The organism is Sediminibacterium sp. FW305-C-269, assembly GCF_058231045.1.
Genome location: NZ_JBIQXQ010000003.1, coordinates 271,810 through 290,173, shown reverse-complemented (window position 1 = coordinate 290,173; position 18,364 = coordinate 271,810). Strand labels below are relative to the sequence as shown.

Below are 18,364 nucleotides of genomic sequence, written 5' to 3'. Positions count from 1 at the left end.
CTTTCTTTCCACATCCCTCTCTTTCTTTCCTGCCACAAATTGTGCCGCTGTATATTTGTCCGTCATGTCAAAATCCAGCGCAGATACCCCTTTAATGCAGCAACACAGGGCCATCAAACAGAAATACCCTGATGCCATCCTGTTGTTCCGTGTGGGAGATTTTTATGAAACATTCGGTGAGGATGCAATTGTTGCTTCCAAAGTGCTGGGTATTACCCTGACCAAAAGGAACAATGGTGCGGCAGCTTCCAGTGAACTGGCTGGTTTTCCGCATCATGCGTTGGACACGTACCTGCACAAACTGGTAAAAGCCGGTTACCGGGTTGCCATCTGCGATCAGTTGGAAGATCCCAAGACCGTTAAAGGCATCGTAAAAAGAGGCGTTACCGAAATGGTGACACCGGGTGTGGCTACCAACGATAAATTACTGGAGCATAACAGCAACAATTTCCTGGCAGCGATCCATTTTACCGATAACGGCACAGGGATCGCCTTCCTGGATATCTCTACCGGTGAGTTCTTTATCGCTGAGGGCAATGACGAATACATCGACAAATTACTGCAGGGACTCAGACCTGCAGAAGTCATTTACCAGCGCAGTTACCAGAAACATTTTAAAGAGGTCTTCGGTCCCAGGTTCTATACGTACACCATGGAGAGCTGGATCTTTGATGAGGCTTTTGCTACCGAGAGTCTGCTCAAACATTTTCAGACACACTCGTTAAAAGGTTTTGGCATTGAGGGACTGCGCAACGGCATTACCGCTGCCGGCGCCATCTTATATTACCTGAAAGAAACGGAACATCCCAACCTGCAGCACATCACTTCCATTCAGCGGATGGAGCGGGAGGATTTTCTGTGGATGGACCGCTTCACCATTCGCAACCTGGAATTGCTGCATACCGGCACCGATACCGGCAACAGTTTATTGAAAGTGCTGGACAATACGGTGAGTCCCATGGGTGCCCGCATGCTGCGCAGATGGATGATCTTTCCGTTAAAGGACATCGGCCGCATCAATGAACGGCTGGATGCGGTGGCATACCTGGTACTGCAACCCGACCTGCGCAAACAACTGGCACAAGCCATCAACACCTGTGGGGATATTGAGCGACTGGTGAGCAAGATCCCGATGAAGAAGATCAATCCCCGTGAAGTGATGCAGCTGGCGAAAGGACTGGAGCAGACCGCACTGATCAAACAGATCTGCTCCACTGCAGACAACCCCTACCTTCAACAGTTGGCAGGCGCATTGGATGGGTGTGAAACGATATTGAATAAGATCCGTAAAGAGATCAACGACAATCCACCTGTAGCCGTGAACAAAGGGGAAGTGATCAAAGCAGGTGTTCACGAAGAGTTGGACCAATTACGCAATATTGCCAGTGGCGGAAAGGAATTTCTCGTTAACATACAGCAACGGGAATCGGAGAAAACAGGGATCTCATCCCTCAAGATCAGCTTCAACAATGTGTTCGGCTATTATCTTGAAGTGACCAATATACACAAGAACAAAGTTCCGGCCGATTGGATCCGTAAACAGACACTGGCCAATGCAGAAAGGTATATCACTCCGGAATTAAAAGAATACGAAGAAAAGATCACCGGTGCGGAAGACAAGATACTGGCCATTGAACTGGATCTATACGATAAACTCCTACTGGCTTTGCAGGACTATATCGCACCGATACAGGTAAACGGTCATATGCTGGCAACACTGGACTGCCTGGTTTGTTTTGCAGAGAATGCGCAACAGTACAATTATAAAAAACCGGAACTGCACGATGGGGTTGAATTGGCATTTACAGAGAGCCGTCACCCCGTGATCGAACGGAACTTACCTGTGGGAGAGAATTATATTTCGAATGACATTATACTGAATCAGGCAGATCAGCAGATCATTATCCTGACCGGTCCGAATATGAGCGGTAAGAGCGCGATACTCAGGCAAACCGCTTTGATCACGCTGATGGCGCATATGGGAAGTTTTGTTCCGGCCAGTACTGCAAAAGTGCCGCTTACCGACAAGATATTTACCAGGGTAGGTGCCAGCGACAACCTGAGCGGAGGTGAATCTACCTTCATGGTGGAGATGAATGAGACGGCCAGTATCATCAATAATATTTCGCAACGCAGCCTGATCCTGCTGGATGAGATCGGTCGCGGCACATCTACCTACGATGGTATTTCCATCGCCTGGAGCATTGTAGAATACCTGCATAACTCCCCTGCTGCCCCTAAAACATTGTTTGCCACGCACTACCACGAGTTGAACGAACTGGAAGAAAAACTGCCCCGTGTGCAGAATTATCATGTCACCAACAAGGAAGTCGGGAATAAGATCATCTTCCTTCGGAAACTGGCAAGAGGTGGCAGTACGCATAGCTTTGGTATTCATGTAGCCAAAATGGCCGGTATGCCTCCTGCATTGATCAACCGGGCAAACGAGATACTGGCACAGTTGGAAGAAAGATCGGGAAGAGATGCAGAACAGGAAACGGCGGGCAATCTACCGGCCAGTATGCGGGTTCCCTCTGCACAAAGCCTTAAAAATATATCTGCACCTCAAATGCAGTTATCCATTTTTGACGCTCATTCAGAAACCTTTGATGAGATCCGGAAAAAACTCAACGACCTCGACATCAACCGACTGACACCGGTAGAAGCTTTGATGAAACTGAACGAGATCAAAAACCTGCTGAAATAAGCTGATAGCAATCCACCCCCTATGCAACAATACATCACCCATTTTGCGCTGGTCGTACGTGATTATGATGAAGCCATTGCCTTTTATACCCAAAAACTGAATTTCAGGTTACTGGAAGATACGGTATTGAGCGAGACCAAACGATGGGTGCTGGTAGCGCCACCCGGCGCCAAAGAATGCAGCATCTTACTGGCCAAAGCGGCAACGGAAGAACAACAATCCAGAATCGGGAACCAGACGGGCGGCCGCGTATTCCTGTTCCTGAACACAGATGATATCTGGCGCGATTATGAGGCCATGCGTGCCAAAAATATCAGGTTCATCCGCACGCCCCAGGTAGAAGAATATGGTACGGTTGCCGTATTCGAAGATCTCTATGGCAATCTTTGGGACCTGATCCAACAGGAAAGTAAGTTCACAACACTGTAAGCGTTGTTGCACCTGGCAAATCATTTGCCGGTAAAAATACCAATCAACCGGCGAGTATTTTTTTACTGCGTTCCAGGGCAGCGGCAAAGGTTGCGGTTACATTGGCTTTCCCTACGGCAAACAGCAAACGGGCATCTTTCAGTTCCTGTAATACCTGTGTGCTGTGTACTTCTGAAAGGATGATCTTGGTACCCCTGTGCCTGGATTCCTTGTGTACCTCCTGCAAGGTCTTGATCCCTGTTGCATCGATGATCGGCACCCTGCGCATACGGATGATCAGTATCCTGGGCGGTTTTTCGATAAAACGCATGGCATCTTTGAACTTGTATGCTGCACCAAAGAAGAGCGGCCCTGTGATCTCAAACACTTCCACTCCTTTGGGAAGCTGGTAATCATCGATCGAGTCAACATCCGAACCACTATCTTCTGCCTGTAGCGTCATACTCTTCACATCACTCACTTTAATGATCTTCTGCATAAACAGGAATACCGCCAGCACCATACCAATCTCGATAGCAACGGTAAGGTCTACCAGCACCGTCAGAAAAAAAGTGGTTAGCAAAACTGCCACATCACTGCGGGGACCTTTAAACACGGACAGGAAACTCTCCCACTCACTCATATTGTATGCCACCACCACCAGTATACCGGCCAGTGTGGCCATAGGTATCAGAGAAGCCCATTGTCCTATGAACAACATGATGAGTAACAGGGTTACAGCATGAACCATACCGGCAATGGGCGTTCTTCCGCCATTCTTCACATTGGTAGCGGTTCTGGCGATAGCACCTGTTGCAGGAATTCCTCCAAACAGAGAGGAAAAGATATTGGCCGTTCCCTGCGCTACCAGTTCCATATTGGAACGATGGTTACCACCGATCATACCATCGGCCACCACTGCAGACAACAGCGATTCAATGCCGCCCAGCAGGGCAATGGTGAAAGCCGGCTGCATCAGCTGTTTGATGGTTTGCAGGTCTATGTGCGGGAATACAGGAGACGGCAGCGAGGAAGGGATACTTCCGAAACGACTGCCGATGGTCTCAACGGGCAGATGAAAAAAATAAGTGATGGAAGTGGTCAGTAATATCGCGATCAGTGAACCCGGAATCTTATGGGAAATTTTTGGCCATAACTGAATAATGATCACCGTTACTGCTGCCATTACGACTGCAATCCAGTTAACCGAAGAAAGATGCTCCGCATAAGCTCCCCATTTATCCATAAAATCGGCCGGAACTGCCCCCATCTGCAGACCCAGGAAGTCTTTCATCTGCGATGAAAAAATGATCAGGGCGATTCCACTCGTAAACCCGATGATCAGGGGATGCGGGATGAATTTGATCACAGCACCCAGTCTTGCGAAACCCATGATGATCAGCATGATCCCCGCCAGCAAAGTGGCGATGATCAAGCCATTCACGCCAAACTGCTGTACGATACCGTATACCACCACTATGAATGCACCCGTAGGACCGCCGATCTGCACTCTGCTACCTCCCAGGGCTGATATGATAAAACCAGCCACCACAGCCGTAAACAAACCTTTCTCGGGCGATACGCCCGAAGCGATGGCAAATGCAATAGCCAGTGGCAAAGCCACAATACCCACAATGATACCGGCCATCAGGTCTTTGGAGAACTGCTGCCGGTTATAATTCTTCAGCGTATCAACCAGTTTGGGTTTGAACATATGTATAGTACGTTTATAGATGCAAACACATAAGTGAACAGAACAGTACGATTCAATATTCTCTTCTGTTCACCTATGTATTCAAAGAACTTTTATACAGGTATTCCTAAATCTTGACCCAGAATTTCAAAAGCTCATCTGCCGTAGCCCCTACTTCATGGTAATCGCCGGGGATCTCATTCTCGGTACTGTGAAAAGTGGCCAGGCGTGTGCCAGAAGGCTTTTTTTCCAGTTGACGGAACAGATAGTGGTTATACTGCGCATAACGCTCACGCGAATACACCACTTCTTCGTCTATCCGGAAACTATGATCCAGGTTCTCAAAAAAAGCATTGAAAAAATAAAAATGATCGTAATCCGACAGATCGGTATGCAGGATGTTCTGATGCAGGAATGAAACATTGGCAAAACCAAGCTTTCGCCTGGCATCTTCGGCACAGGCCACGAGATTGGCCCTTTGTTCTACACCAGTGTAGGTGCCATCCGGACAATAATAAGCCGCTGCCAGACAAAATTTTCCTGCGCCACTGCCGATATCAAGAATACGTTTGTTATTATCTGCTGTAAGAAATTCTGCCGCCTTGCGCGCCACATGAAGGGGTGTCCAGTGCATATTTGCCTGGGCCTGCACAGCTTCGGGATACAAGCGATGAAACTGCAGATCGGATGCGAACCATTGGTGGATGGACCCGGGTACTGTATGAACAGCTTGTGTTGTATGTAATGGCCCCTTTTGAGCCATCTTACCTGCCTTCATGGTGCAAAGTTACTGATTTGGTAGCGATTTGTCTACAGGTAAGATAACCACCATTGATCATGTGTGGCTTTATAGCGGCTGTAACGCTTGCAGAACGGGTATAATATGGCCACCACCGCAATCCAGATCAGGTACACTATGCCCAACGGATAACCAAAATCATTAGGGCGGAACAACATCATACCGGTTGCCGCCTGCGATAAGGTATACCCACTGGCAAAAAAGGCAATGGTACACAGCAGGTGAATGAGGAAGAAATGGAGCAGATAATAAAACAAGGGAACCCGTCCATACACCACCACTATCTCTGTCCACTTGCTTTTGACCTTTTCCAGCCAGGCAAGCAGAATCAGGGCAGGCCCCAGTGTGATACAGCAATACAGGAAAGAAGGGGGATACTTGGATACATTAAAGAAGGATAAGACAGTAGCAGTACTGTTCTTTTGTTCTGTCCATATAACCGGGTCGCCATAAGCATTCAGCCAGCGAACCAGGAAAAAAGCCAGCGTGGCGGTTACACCAAAACCGATGAGTTTACGCCGGCGTTTACCGGCATCGTAACCAGGTACGAACAAGGTACCCATACAATAACCCAGCAACAGGATACCCGGCCAGGGAATCAAAGGATAGAGCACTCCGAAGAAACGCCCCGGTGCATATTGAACAAAATATTGCTGGTGCAGCAGTCCCCACCATACACTCGTTTTTTCCATGGCCGTCGTGTTCAGGCTGTCCAGCATGTTATGCCCCACTACCATCACTAGTCCTATCACAAACAAAACATTGATGGGCAGATAGATAAATGCCGCCAACAGCATCATCGAGATCCCGGTTACCCAGATCACCTGCAACCCCAGGAAATGGTACAGGGGGTCGAAGGAAAATAACAGATTGAATACTGTAACCTCTAACAGAACCAGCCACAGGCCTCTTTTCAGCAGGAAAACAGACTGTTCTTTTCTCGTTTTTTTCCTGCCCGATAAAAAGGCGGAAGTGCCTGCCAGGAATACGAATACAGGTGCGCAGTAATGGGTGATGAAACGGGTAAAGAACAAAATGAGTGTTGTGGTGGCCGGATCGGTGGGGTCGCTGGTCATGGCCCCGGCATGGAAAAAATCACGTACATGGTCCAGCGCCATCAGGATCATGATACCGCCACGTAGGATATCGATCGAATCGATTCTTTTTTTCAACAAGGCCCGCTGTTCCATAGCTTGGTTTTGGGTAAAATACGGAAACTATCCTTCTTGTAAAGGCTTTGCACAACAAATAAACAGGGGCCGCTTATAACGTATTGTTACTGAATAGCATTATCTACCACATACAAGTATTCATAGCCATAAAAACCATTCCCGTTCCTATACACCATCCATGAGATTACCACGGATTTCTTATTCTTTTGCCAGGTATACTGCAGGCCATCGGGACTCACATAACCTGCCACCGGAGAAAATCCGAACAATTGTGTGTAGGCATCGACCATCTTCATCTTGAGATCCTTGGCAGAAGCATAATCCTGGTATTTGCTGATCAGTTTGGGATAATCCATATTGCTCCTGAATCCAACGATCTTCTTATTATCATTCACATAGACCGACAGATTCGTTACATCTTTTGAGCTGATCAGTTTCAGCCCTGGGAAGAGGCCGCTTTTTTCACTTGAGGTCCTTCGGAAAAAATCAGGGTGTTTTTTCCCGGCGTCCTCCAGCGTCTGACCAATCTCCCAATCTGCGGTGAATGAAAAATCTCCGAAAAGCTTCTCCTTGTTGAGAGAATCCGTCATCCTTTTTTCTTTCTGATCCCTCTCCTCAATGCCTTTCTGCTCCATTTCCAGTTTCATCTTCACCACTTCCAGCACTTTATCCTCATTAAAATCTTTGATGTCAGGTGAGGTTTGAAAAGCAGCGATGGTCTGCCACAAACTATCCCGGTAATTACGCTGTGTTTTAGCCAGCTCAGATTCTATCTGGATCTGCAGATACAGGATCTTACAGTTGGCCCCGCCCAATTTCAGTTTTGCATTTTTGAGGAAGGTGAGCGCTACGGGATAATTGGCTTTCCCATAATTCTCTTCAGCCAGCATATAAGCAGCTTTGGCTTCCGTTTCATTCACCTGGCTGTAAAGGGGACCAAAGAATAGCATCAACAAAAAAACAAACATTACCTTTTGAGTACCATTCATATAAACCGATTTCATCTATAGATAAAAAATTCAACAGCGCCTCAGCAATTATCCAAACCTTACCGGAAAATTCTTTAATACGATTCATCCACTATATCTGAGACATAGACACCATAAAAGCCATCTCCTTTTCTGATAATTTTTGTCCAGTTACGGGTAAACGTTTTGCTATTTTTCTTCCATACAAATCCCAACCCATCAACAGAAGGCAGAGATTCCGGTTCAAAGCCGAATAGTTTGTTATTCCTGTCCCGCTCATCCAGCATGGATTTCCGGAAGGTTTCGTAACTATTTTTTTTACTACCACTCTCCACATATTCTATCGATATCCTGTTTCCTACAATTTTATCGTTCCTGATGAAAATGGAAGCAGTGGTGATCACATTAGCGGCATCCACAGGCCTTGACGTGATCATTTCCAGTCCGGGGTAATCCTGGCTGGGTTCCGTTTTTGTTCTGCGGAAAAAAGCCGGATACATTTTTTCCGCTTCTTTCACCGTCAACCCCAGGTTCAATCCCGCAGTGAAACGCCAGTCTTTAAAGGTCTTTTCATTTTTCGCCTCTTCTGCTGCCTTCTGTTCTGCCAGCAACGCCTTTTCTTCTGTTAGTTTTTGTGCTAATTCCAGTTTCATTTTCACCACTTCCAATACCTTATCCTCATTGAAATCCTTTACATCCGGTGCAGCCTGAAAAGCGGCGATTGTGTTGAGCAGGCTATCCCTGTAATTCTTCCGTGTTTTGGCCAATTCACTTTCTATCTGGATCTGGAGATACAGGATCTTACAGTTGGCGCCACCCAGGTTGGTCTTGGCATTTTTAAGGAACGTAAGTGCTATCGGGTAGTTGCCCTTGCCATAATTCTCCTCAGCCAGCATATAGGAGGCTTTGGCCTCGGTTTCATTTATCTGCGGAAAAGCCGGGAAAGTCATTACCAATAAAAAAGAAAAGATCAAGTACGAACGCATGTGGTTTCTATTTAGTCATTTAATTATTCCAGAAATCGTTTTTTGTGGCTGCTTTTTTTGTGCCGGTGGAATCCTTCTTGCCGGTTTCCCAGAAATCGCCCCCAGCGCCTGATACAAGGGCCGTGGTGCCTGGCGGGGTTTTTATGGCAAATGTTTTTACGGCAAGTTCACTTTGGGACGCCAGGTTCACAAATGTCTTGCGCATCTGTTCGGCCTTATCTTTCTCGCCATAATAGCCCACCAGCATCACATCTCCGGGTGCATAGCCCTTTAGTTTGCTGATCACGCTGGTCTTATACGGGAATGTACCATCTGAATACTGCTGAACAGGGAAAACATTACTTACTGCTACAACAGACTGCTCCTTATCGAAGGATGCCATCTCTGTTATATAAGCAAACATATATACTTCAGGTAAAGTCACTTTGTGCGAGGTCAGCGGGGTACCGCCGTTGGGGAAACTGCGGAGAAGCTGGTTCCGCATGTTTATCCGCGCTTTCTGTTTGGCTGCAGCGATGGCAGCCAGTTGCCTTTCCCGTTCGGCCTTCAGCGCTTCCCTGGCTTCCCTTTCTTCTTTGGCGGCTTTACTGCTGTTGATGATGCTGCCGATCAGCTGCATGCTCTGACCGATGGCCCGTTCTGTGCTGTTCTCATTAAAAGTACCGTTGACGGCATTGCTCAATTTGGCATTACGCGCCTGTTCCAGGTTCTGTACTTCGGATCGTATGGAGCTGCTTTGCTGTTGAAAAGCAGCTTCCAGCTCCTGAACGGAATTATATGTGCCATTCAATGAGCTGAGTGCGGCAAGGTTCTCTTTTCCATTGCGGACCGCTTCCGCATAGTAATAATTCTGTTTCCACATTTCTGCCTTCTGCTCTATCCTTTGCGTGATGGCGTTGTTCCGCGCTTCCGCATCCGTAAACATTTTATTTACCTGGCTACGCACTTCTTCTGCGGTCATGGTTGGCTGCTCCGGCTCTGCCGGTTTTTGCGATTTGGCAGCAGCCGCTGTTTTAGCATCCTGGTATTCCTTTTGCGTCAGTTCCCTGAATTTACCGTCCGCCCCCCTGTGAAAATACCCCCCATCGGTCGTTCGCACAAAATCGGGAAGGTTCTTATGATTGGGTTGTTCCGGTATTGGCCCGCCCTTCTCCTGCTTTTTTTCCGACCAGAAACTCTGATCTGATTTTGACTTATTGCCCAACGGAGGAGTAGCCGTCGGCTTTATGGAAGGGTCGCCTTGCGGATAGCTGCTAAAGGGAGCTAATTTTGCAGCGCCTATATTCGACTTCTCAGCGTCATTTGCAGCGCTGTTCTTAGTTGCCTGGGGATTGGTCTTTTCTGTATCCTCCTTCCTTTTATCCTCTTCTGCCTTTTTCTTTTCTAATTCTGCATTCCGCTTCGCATCATCCAGTTTTTTATTGTCAGCATCTGTTTTTTCTTTTTCCGCCCTTTTGGCATCTTCCTCTTTTTTACGCATAGCGGATTCATAATTCGTGATCGCTCTTTCTATGGCTTCGGTACCCCTGTACGCTACATAAGTTAATCCCTGTATATGTGCCGCGTAGCTGTCCAGTCGCGCATCACTGGCCACTTCTCCTACCTGGTTCCGTCCCAGGAAACTTTCATAACTGATCTGTTGGTTGATACCCGGCCCCTGCACCCGAACGCTGAAAGTTGCCGACGAAAGGCCGATCGGATAAAAAGGATCAAAACCGAGGTCGCGGTCTGTATAGATCTTTCCCTCACGCATGTACCTGTACGAATAAGGGGCGATGGGGTTTCGGGGACTGGCCAGTGTAATGTCCATTTTAAGGACCAGGTAGGTCTTTGTGCCTATTTTTTCAAGAAAGAAATTAGGCACCACTTTGAAGCCGGGGGTTACCAGTCCGGACCTGTCGCCGGCCGGCATGGGCCAGTCTCTGACACTGACAAAGGTTTGTGCCTGGGCGAACTGTATGAAAAACAACAAAATGCCCAATAATGGCTTTTTCATAGGAGCAGTCAGTAATTTAAATCAAAAGATAATTGCTTTAGTCATATAGACCAAATCCTAATACAAAATTTCGGTCTACAGGTACTGATACCAGATGAATAGTACTGTGTTTATTATATTACAATAAAGTATATTAAATACTGCAGACCAGTTCCAGCCTGCAGGGGGGAATTTGCTGGCAAGAACGTTTATCTGTACACATAGGGATCAGTTGGGGACCGAAAACAAAAAAGTCTCTACTAAGTAGAGACTTTTTTGCGGACCGGACGGGACTCGAACCCGCGACCTCCGCCGTGACAGGGCGGCATTCTAACCAACTGAACTACCGATCCGTACCTGTATCCGGGATAAATATCCCGTTTTTCGGACGGCAAAGATAGGGGTTAACAAGTTTCAAACAAATCTTTTCAAAAAAAAAATGCAACCCCTAATTTTACCATCTTAACTGAACCCTATGCCCCAATACCCAAATAGGCAATTCCTTGATTTTGAGAACCCCATCAAGGATATCTATGAACAGATAGATGACACCAAAAAACTGGCGGAGAAAAATCCCCGGATCGACTATACCGCTACCCTGGAACAACTGGAAGCCTCTATCCTGGAAAAAAGGAAAGAGATCACCCAGCATCTCACTCCCTGGCAGCGGGTACAGCTGAGCCGTCACCCCGACAGGCCTTATACCATGAAGCACATTACGAATATGTGCACCCATTTTGTAGAATTGCACGGTGACCGGAATTTCAAGGATGACAAGGCGATGGTTGGTGGTTTTGCCCAGTTGGATAGTGAAACCGTAATGATCATAGGGCAGCAGAAAGGGATCAATACCAAAGCCCGCCAGTTGCGCAACTTTGGTATGGCTAACCCGGAAGGTTACCGAAAAGCTCTGCGCCTGATGAAACTGGCGGAGAAATTCAACAAACCTGTGATCTGTTTGATCGACACCCCGGGTGCTTATCCGGGACTGGAAGCTGAGGAACGTGGTCAGGGAGAAGCCATTGCCCGTAACATTTATGAAATGATCCGCTTAAAAGTGCCCGTGATCATTGTGATCATCGGTGAAGGCGCCAGCGGCGGTGCCTTGGGCATTGGCGTGGGCGATAAAGTACTGATGATGGAGAATACCTGGTATACCGTGATCTCTCCCGAAAGCTGTAGCTCCATTTTATGGCGCAGCTGGGATAAAAAAGAGACTGCGGCAGAGCAATTGCGTCTGACCGCGACCGACATGAAAAATTTCGGCCTGGTGGATGAGATCGTACATGAACCGCTGGGAGGTGCCCACTGGGATTATGCAGAAGCTTCTTCCATTCTCAAATCTTATATACAGAAAGCACTGCAGGAAATAAAAGACAAAGACCCCATGCAACGTATCAACGACCGGATCGATAAATACGGCAAAATGGGATTCTGGGAGGAGAATGGGAAAGCGGTGGGGATGATTAGTAGTTAGTAATTAATAGTTAGTAGTTGAGGGAGAGTATCAAACAGTAATTAAAAATAATTCAATAAACAAACAATGTCTTTACGTCAACAACTGCAGGGAACGGGGGTAGCACTGGTTACACCGTTCACCTCCGATCTGAAAGTGGATTTCGATTCGCTGGGAAATGTGATCGACACCATGATCCAGGATGGGGTTGAATACCTCATCACTTTAGGAACCACCGGAGAAACCCCCACGTTGGATAAACAGGAAAAGCTGGACATTGTTAACTATACCTTCGAAAAAGTGGCCGGCCGGGTACCCGTAGTAGTGGGCATCGGTGGCAACAATACGGCAGAGCTCATCAACGACCTGCATAAGTTCCCGCTGGATAAGGCGATAGCCGTACTGAGTGCCTCACCCAATTACAATAAACCTTCGCAGGAAGGTATTTACCAGCACTATAAAGCACTGGCAGCAGCATCGCCCAAGCCCATCCTCTTATACAATGTTCCGGGCCGTACAGGCAGGAATATGACTGCAGAGACCACTTTGCGACTGGCCCAGTTACCCAATATCGCCGGTATGAAGGAAGCCAGTGGCGATATGGCACAATGCATGCAGTTATTACGCGATATGCCGGAAGATTTCCTGCTGGTAAGCGGCGACGACGCTCTGGCACTCCCCCTGATTGCCTGCGGTATGCATGGTGTGATCAGTGTGGCTGCCAACGCTTTCCCTGCTGAATTCTCTGAGATGATCCGTTTGTGCCTGAAACAGGATTTTGCAGCCGCTAAACCCATTAACGACAAGCTGATAGAAGCTTATGACCTGATGTTCGCCGAAAACAACCCTTCCGGCGTAAAAGCATTTATGGCCGAAAAAGGATGGATCGGAAACCACCTGCGTTTACCGGTAGTGCCATTAAGCGATGGACTGCACGCCAAAGTCAGGAATTACCTGAAAAAATAAGACCAGATCAAAACACAGTGGAAAAGGGACAAAGTACAACTTTGCCCCTTTTTCTTTGTCAGGAACTGAGCTTTGCACCATTATGTACCTTGCAAGGGCTATCCTGTGCAGGCCGGCATCAACCAATAAATAAAAACAGCCTGTCAGATAAGAATTCGATGAATAAAAGCAGCAACGGCCCGAATGCTGAATATTTTATACTTTTTTACTAAAAATTATTCAAATTTTACATATAGCATTACGCCCGACAAAGAACCTCCATCATTTATGAACAGTGCCTTTTCGCCACAGATCACCCAGGAAAAAGATATCCAGCAATGTTACTCCATCATCAGGGCGCTTACCAATAACCTTCGTTCGGTAATGTACATTATGGATATCAATGGGAATATACTGTTCCTTAGCCCATCCATTAAACAATTACTGGGTTTTGATGAGAGTCATTTTCTAGGAACCAACAACTGGATGCAATTAATACATCCCGAAGACGCTTCTGTTGTAACTGATTTTTACAACAACCTGTCTGAATTAACCGACTTCAAAGCCAATTTCAGAATACGCCGGTCTGACGACACTTATCTTATGGTAAGCAATACCGGTTCTGTAAAAAAAGAAAACGGCATCATTACCTTCTTCATCGGCAATCTGCAGGAAACCAATAGCACCAAAATCTTTGGACATTCGCAGGACAACCCGCGTTATTATCTTGATCAGCTGATGAGCAGTCTGGGCGTCAGTTTCTTCACCATTAACCATTCTTACCAGATCACCTCACGAAATAAGATCTTCTACGAATGGATGAAAAAAGAAACAGGTATAAGATATGAGACCGGAGACGATTTTTTTACAGGAAACCTTCATGGCAGTTTTGAAACTGAAATAAAAAATTTATTCGACCTCGCTTTCAAAGGTGATTTTATACAGGAGATCATCACTATCAACCATCAGCATCTGCATATTGCAATGTCGCCATTGCTTATGGGCGATAAGGTTGCTGAAATAGCTGTCATGCTTCTGAACACAGCTAACTACTCTCCTCTTTCCGATACCACCGCTTTACTGAAAAACAGCCTGTACAGCATCATCAACACTTCAGAAGAAAACATCTATACGCTAGATACAGATTACAGGTTCTTATCATTCAATCAATCGTATAAACAACTTTACAAGGACTACTACAATGAAGATCCGGTGGTTGGAGCAGTCTCCAGGAGTTTCATCGGAGTAGCAGAAGTGAACAGGCAATTACAGAAATGGTATCTACAGGGAATGAGTGGAGTAAAAGTAGAAGAAGAACTGGTATTCAATGAACGGATCCTCAGAATCATTATCAACCCCATACAAAACACCGAAGGGAAAGTAATTGGTATCTCCGTAAACTCAAAAGACATTACCCTTTTAAGAGAATCCATACAAAAACTGGCAGAAAGCGAGTCGAAATATAAATATATCGTAGATCATGTGACAGATATTATATTTCAGACTGACAATACCGGCAATTGGGTATATCTGAATAAAGCATGGCAAACCATCATGGAATTCAGCCTGGATGAGACCATTGGGGTACCTTTTTTCAATTTTCTGCATCCGGATGATGTAGAAAAAAACCAACTACTTTTCACGCCGTTAATCAACCGGGAGAAAAGCTACTGTTCGCATGAAATACGCTACATCACCAAATCAGGAAAAATCAAATGGATACGGGTATTTGCCACATTGCTTCTTGATCAGGAAAATAACATAACGGGTACTACCGGGACACTAAAAGACATCACTTCGGAAAAAGAGCATAGTTATTTATACGAATTACTATCAAAGAATGTAAATGATCTTGTTTGTGTGCATGAGATTGATGCTACGTATATTTACGTTTCCCCAACAATTCAATCCATATCAGGTTACCTTCCAGAAGAAATGATTGGAAAAAATCCTTTCGATTTTTTCCACCCTGACGATAGAGACATGATGCTGCAGATTCACAACAGTATGAACCAGGTAATGAAGGAAGATGTTATGTCTGTATACCGTTTCAGAAATAAGTCAGGCGGTTATAACTGGCTCGAAACCAGTGCAAGGTCATTATATGATGATTTTTACGGCAGGAATCTGTTGATCACTTCATCCAGGGTAATTGATGAACGCAAAAGAGCTGAGCAACAGATGCTTGCCGCACTTGGCATAGAAAAGCAATTGAGTGAGCTTAAGTCCAAATTTGTAGCGATGGCCTCTCATGAATTCAGAACCCCGATGACATCAATCAAATCGGGAGCGGAAATTGCCGAGTTATACTTACAGAAATATGATGATGAGAATATTATTAAAGCCCGAAAGTTTATTAAAAATATAGACAGTGAAATTGATCGGCTTTCTGACCTGATTAATGATACGCTGCTTTTAAGCAAATTAGAATCCGATACAGAACCCCTCTCTGCCACAGAAATCGATATGGAGGAACTGATCCGAAAATCTATCGTCCGCCAGAACAGCCTGCAGAATGATAACCGGATAGCCGAATTCTTTGTTTCAGGTACTTCCCGAAAGGCATTACTGGATGCTACACATATTTCACACGTAATTGACAACCTATTATCAAATGCCTTCAAATATTCCATGGGCAAACCTCAACCAGAAGTGTACCTCACTTACAAAGAGGAAGAGCTGGAAGTACTGATCAAAGATTATGGCATTGGCATACCGCCTGATGAACACAACCAGATTTTCAACTCATTTTACAGGGCAAAAAATACGGGAAACATTACTGGAACCGGCATCGGACTGGTACTTGTGCACAACTTTATATCCATGCACAAAGGAAGAATCTATTTCGAAAGTGAATTGGGAAAGGGAAGTTCATTTCATGTGGTACTACCTTATATTATGCCATAGACCATAACGTCTGAAGCACTCAGGCCTGTGCCAGGTCAAGATTGAACCAGCCATCGAACTTTTCGTTATGACAGATCGCAAAACTTTTCTCTTTCAATACCTGGTCTTCCTGCAGTATGGCAATCTTAACGGTCTGCTCCTTCAGTTTCATGGGATTCGACACAAATACCTTGATCAGTATCTTTTTAAAATTCTCCGGAACCAGCAACCGCTGATCAAAACGGGTACCCGTACACTCGCGTATCCTGGGTAAGCCATTTTCATCAATGAACGAGACCTGAAAAGAAGTAGGAAAAGAAAGATGCACCATATACCCCAGAGAGCGTGCCCCGGAAATGGCGTTATCCAGTTTTCTGTACTTTTTACTGATAGCGTATGTAAACCTTCTGAGCAGCATGGCCTGGGCTTATACCCCGATCAATTTATTTTAATAAAGAAAAGTCACCTGTACTATACGGTGACTTTTATAGCAAGCAACACTAGAATGACAATTTATCCATACTCCGCTTAAACTACTTTCCAACAACAATCTTAACATCTTTTTTGACAAATACAGAACCCTTAAATAAGGGATATCCGGAATTCTGGCCCGACAAACTAAATTTCAAAATCTTGCATGTGTGTGACGCGCAGAAAAGGAAACAGGGTTTATCAGCAGCAAGCTGTGTTATCCGATATAACTGTATATCTGCTTCAGCAACAGATCCGGTTCTTTCAGGCGTGCATATTTTTCAAAACAGGTTTTAAGCAGCAACTGTTTCTTGGCATCATTGGAAGACTCCTGCAGCTGGTAAGTCAATCTTGGAGAAGCAGTAACCAGCTCTGAAAGGCTAACCGGGGTTGAAAAAGGAATGATTTGAAACTTATTACCAACATACTGGTGACCAGATTTACGCCTTTCGAATAAAGCCTGAGCCAGTGCACGTGCATCGGTTCCCGTAACATATATATTAGGATCTACTGTTAAGTAGGCCGTATTCACATCGTAAAACAGGTTGATGAACTGCTGTATCTGGTTAGTATTGGAAATAGATGAAAATTTATTATCACCAAATACATTGTAAACTGCATGCAAACGTATAACCACTTCAAAGGAAGATGGATATTTAGATGTTAACTCAGCTGCCTTCTCCAGGAATTGTGCCGCTAATTTTTCCAGGGAATCCATGTATAAGAGCTCATCGTTCACCAATGAGAGTACAACATGGTACTCGAATTTTTGACTTACAATACCCCTTGCAAATTGGTAGCTGTTTTTAAAATTACTAAATACATCGTATGTATCGAACGGGAAGGATGACAGGTGAAAATAAGTGAGCTCCCCCTGCAGATCCTTTTTATTGATCATACTCAACCATGTCTCATATTCAAGCCAGACAGCATTATCAGACTCAGAAAAAAAAGTGATCAGCTTCTCACCTTCTGCCTGGAATACTTCCGACAAATATTTTAGAATCAGAATATTATCCCCTTTACAACAAACCATATAACAATTTTATATTGATACAAAAAACAATCCCTTTCCGGCGAAACCCATACCCAATCGTTAATCCATCGTAAGCGTATCTACTTTTGACGGGAAACGCATGTACGCTTTAGGGCTTTTACCATATTTCTTTTTGAAAGAAAGACAGAAATAGGATACAGAACTAAATCCCAGCGTGTACGCAATCTCATTCACAGAAGTAAGGCGTTGACGCAGGAATATTTCAGCTTTGGTTAATTTGGTATTCTGGATATACTGCTTAGGCGTCATATTATATATCTTCTTGGTCCAGCGTTCCAGGGTAGATATGCTCATCGACATTTTATTAGCAATATTGGGCACTGTAAAATCCGATCCTTCTACCATAGCTTTGGTAATATTCTCAAACTTCTTCTTAAACTCCGATTCGATATCAAACTGGTAAACTTCGGGAGTCTTGATGAACATTTCCCTCTCCACTTTTTGCAGTATTTTCTGTCGCATAGCAATCAGGTTATTACATTTCAGCTGCAATTCGGCTGCCCTGAAAGGTTTTACGATATAATCGTTTGCCCCCATTTTCAGTCCCTCAAGAATGGTCTGTTCGGTTTTGATTCCCGACATTAAAATAACTGGTATCAGAGAAAGAACAGGATCATTCTTCAACACGCGAAGAACAGAAAATCCATCCAGCGGGAACGGAAGCATTACATCCAATAATACCAGGTCTGGCTTCTGTGTTTTCAGGATATCCAGTGCCATGATACCACTTTCAGCTTCAATTACATTGTGATAACTGGAAAGACTCTCGGCCAGCGTCTGACGAAGATCCAAGTCGTCTTCTACTACAAGAATGGTAGTGCCTTTATACTCTGCCATATAT

At 45.2% G+C, this 18,364-nt stretch carries 14 protein-coding genes and 1 tRNA gene; 5 read left to right on the top strand and 10 right to left on the bottom strand.

Annotation, left to right across the window (positions count from 1 at the left end):
- The first annotated feature begins 64 nt into the window (after nt 1-64).
- Complete coding sequence (mutS, locus tag ACH3Y6_RS11230; protein ID WP_490835704.1) at nt 65-2,707, top strand: DNA mismatch repair protein MutS; 2,643 nt, start codon at nt 65-67, stop codon at nt 2,705-2,707.
- Between the two features lie 21 nt (nt 2,708-2,728).
- Nucleotides 2,729-3,136 carry a VOC family protein gene (locus tag ACH3Y6_RS11225; RefSeq protein ID WP_490835703.1) on the top strand — a complete coding sequence of 136 codons (408 nt, stop codon included), beginning with the start codon at nt 2,729-2,731 and terminating at the stop codon, nt 3,134-3,136.
- A gap of 43 nt (nt 3,137-3,179) precedes the next feature.
- On the opposite strand, the gene ACH3Y6_RS11220 is transcribed toward ACH3Y6_RS11225, so the two are convergent.
- The 7 genes from ACH3Y6_RS11220 to ACH3Y6_RS11190 form a co-directional block, all read right to left on the bottom strand.
- On the bottom strand, nt 3,180-4,829 hold the full coding sequence (locus ACH3Y6_RS11220) for a SulP family inorganic anion transporter (RefSeq protein ID WP_490835702.1): 1,650 nt from the start codon (nt 4,827-4,829) through the stop codon (nt 3,180-3,182).
- Between the two features lie 106 nt (nt 4,830-4,935).
- A complete protein-coding gene (locus tag ACH3Y6_RS11215) occupies nt 4,936-5,586 on the bottom strand; it encodes a methyltransferase domain-containing protein (RefSeq protein WP_490835701.1) in 651 nt (216 codons plus the stop codon).
- 32 nt (nt 5,587-5,618) lie between these two features.
- A complete protein-coding gene (locus tag ACH3Y6_RS11210; protein ID WP_490835700.1) occupies nt 5,619-6,797 on the bottom strand; it encodes an acetyltransferase domain-containing protein in 1,179 nt (392 codons plus the stop codon).
- A gap of 86 nt (nt 6,798-6,883) precedes the next feature.
- Nucleotides 6,884-7,768, bottom strand: a complete 885-nt coding sequence (locus ACH3Y6_RS11205; protein WP_490835699.1) for a hypothetical protein — start codon at nt 7,766-7,768, stop codon at nt 6,884-6,886.
- Between the two features lie 74 nt (nt 7,769-7,842).
- A complete protein-coding gene (locus tag ACH3Y6_RS11200) occupies nt 7,843-8,733 on the bottom strand; it encodes a hypothetical protein (protein ID WP_490835698.1) in 891 nt (296 codons plus the stop codon).
- A gap of 19 nt (nt 8,734-8,752) precedes the next feature.
- Nucleotides 8,753-10,729 (bottom strand): hypothetical protein, encoded by a 1,977-nt coding sequence (locus tag ACH3Y6_RS11195; protein WP_490835697.1) that lies wholly within the window; start codon nt 10,727-10,729, stop codon nt 8,753-8,755.
- A 258-nt stretch (nt 10,730-10,987) separates the two neighbouring features.
- Nucleotides 10,988-11,061 (bottom strand) — tRNA-Asp (locus ACH3Y6_RS11190).
- A gap of 122 nt (nt 11,062-11,183) precedes the next feature.
- Between ACH3Y6_RS11190 and ACH3Y6_RS11185 the strand changes: the two genes are divergently transcribed.
- The 3 genes from ACH3Y6_RS11185 to ACH3Y6_RS11175 all read left to right on the top strand — a co-directional run bounded on the left by ACH3Y6_RS11185 (nt 11,184) and on the right by ACH3Y6_RS11175 (nt 16,016).
- Entirely contained in the window at nt 11,184-12,185 is a 1,002-nt protein-coding gene (locus ACH3Y6_RS11185) for an acetyl-CoA carboxylase carboxyltransferase subunit alpha (RefSeq protein WP_490835696.1), read from the top strand.
- 66 nt (nt 12,186-12,251) lie between these two features.
- Nucleotides 12,252-13,130 (top strand): 4-hydroxy-tetrahydrodipicolinate synthase, encoded by an 879-nt coding sequence (gene dapA, locus ACH3Y6_RS11180; protein WP_490835695.1) that lies wholly within the window; start codon nt 12,252-12,254, stop codon nt 13,128-13,130.
- Between the two features lie 267 nt (nt 13,131-13,397).
- Nucleotides 13,398-16,016, top strand: coding sequence for a sensor histidine kinase (locus tag ACH3Y6_RS11175; protein WP_490835694.1), 2,619 nt, complete (start codon nt 13,398-13,400; stop codon nt 16,014-16,016).
- Between the two features lie 19 nt (nt 16,017-16,035).
- Here the strand turns inward: ACH3Y6_RS11175 and ACH3Y6_RS11170 are convergent, their stop codons facing one another.
- The 3 genes from ACH3Y6_RS11170 to ACH3Y6_RS11160 form a co-directional block, all read right to left on the bottom strand.
- Nucleotides 16,036-16,413, bottom strand: a complete 378-nt coding sequence (locus ACH3Y6_RS11170) for a hypothetical protein (RefSeq protein ID WP_490835693.1) — start codon at nt 16,411-16,413, stop codon at nt 16,036-16,038.
- 270 nt (nt 16,414-16,683) lie between these two features.
- Nucleotides 16,684-17,460 carry a hypothetical protein gene (locus ACH3Y6_RS11165; RefSeq protein ID WP_490835692.1) on the bottom strand — a complete coding sequence of 259 codons (777 nt, stop codon included), beginning with the start codon at nt 17,458-17,460 and terminating at the stop codon, nt 16,684-16,686.
- A 102-nt stretch (nt 17,461-17,562) separates the two neighbouring features.
- Nucleotides 17,563-18,360 (bottom strand): response regulator transcription factor, encoded by a 798-nt coding sequence (locus ACH3Y6_RS11160; RefSeq protein WP_490835691.1) that lies wholly within the window; start codon nt 18,358-18,360, stop codon nt 17,563-17,565.
- Nucleotides 18,361-18,364 lie beyond the last annotated feature (4 nt).

Bases quoted from the DNA above. Each gene is read 5' to 3' on its own strand.
- ACH3Y6_RS11220 (WP_490835702.1), bottom strand. From the start codon at position 4,829: ATGTTCAAACCCAAACTGGTTGATACGCTGAAGAATTATAACCGGCAG.
- ACH3Y6_RS11225 (WP_490835703.1), top strand. From the start codon at position 2,729: ATGCAACAATACATCACCCATTTTGCGCTGGTCGTACGTGATTATGAT.
- ACH3Y6_RS11175 (WP_490835694.1), top strand. From the start codon at position 13,398: ATGAACAGTGCCTTTTCGCCACAGATCACCCAGGAAAAAGATATCCAG.
- ACH3Y6_RS11200 (WP_490835698.1), bottom strand. From the start codon at position 8,733: ATGCGTTCGTACTTGATCTTTTCTTTTTTATTGGTAATGACTTTCCCG.
- ACH3Y6_RS11170 (WP_490835693.1), bottom strand. From the start codon at position 16,413: ATGCTGCTCAGAAGGTTTACATACGCTATCAGTAAAAAGTACAGAAAA.
- dapA (WP_490835695.1), top strand. From the start codon at position 12,252: ATGTCTTTACGTCAACAACTGCAGGGAACGGGGGTAGCACTGGTTACA.
- ACH3Y6_RS11160 (WP_490835691.1), bottom strand. From the start codon at position 18,360: ATGGCAGAGTATAAAGGCACTACCATTCTTGTAGTAGAAGACGACTTG.
- ACH3Y6_RS11205 (WP_490835699.1), bottom strand. From the start codon at position 7,768: ATGAATGGTACTCAAAAGGTAATGTTTGTTTTTTTGTTGATGCTATTC.
- ACH3Y6_RS11185 (WP_490835696.1), top strand. From the start codon at position 11,184: ATGCCCCAATACCCAAATAGGCAATTCCTTGATTTTGAGAACCCCATC.
- ACH3Y6_RS11195 (WP_490835697.1), bottom strand. From the start codon at position 10,729: ATGAAAAAGCCATTATTGGGCATTTTGTTGTTTTTCATACAGTTCGCC.
- ACH3Y6_RS11210 (WP_490835700.1), bottom strand. From the start codon at position 6,797: ATGGAACAGCGGGCCTTGTTGAAAAAAAGAATCGATTCGATCGATATC.
- mutS (WP_490835704.1), top strand. From the start codon at position 65: ATGTCAAAATCCAGCGCAGATACCCCTTTAATGCAGCAACACAGGGCC.
- ACH3Y6_RS11215 (WP_490835701.1), bottom strand. From the start codon at position 5,586: ATGAAGGCAGGTAAGATGGCTCAAAAGGGGCCATTACATACAACACAA.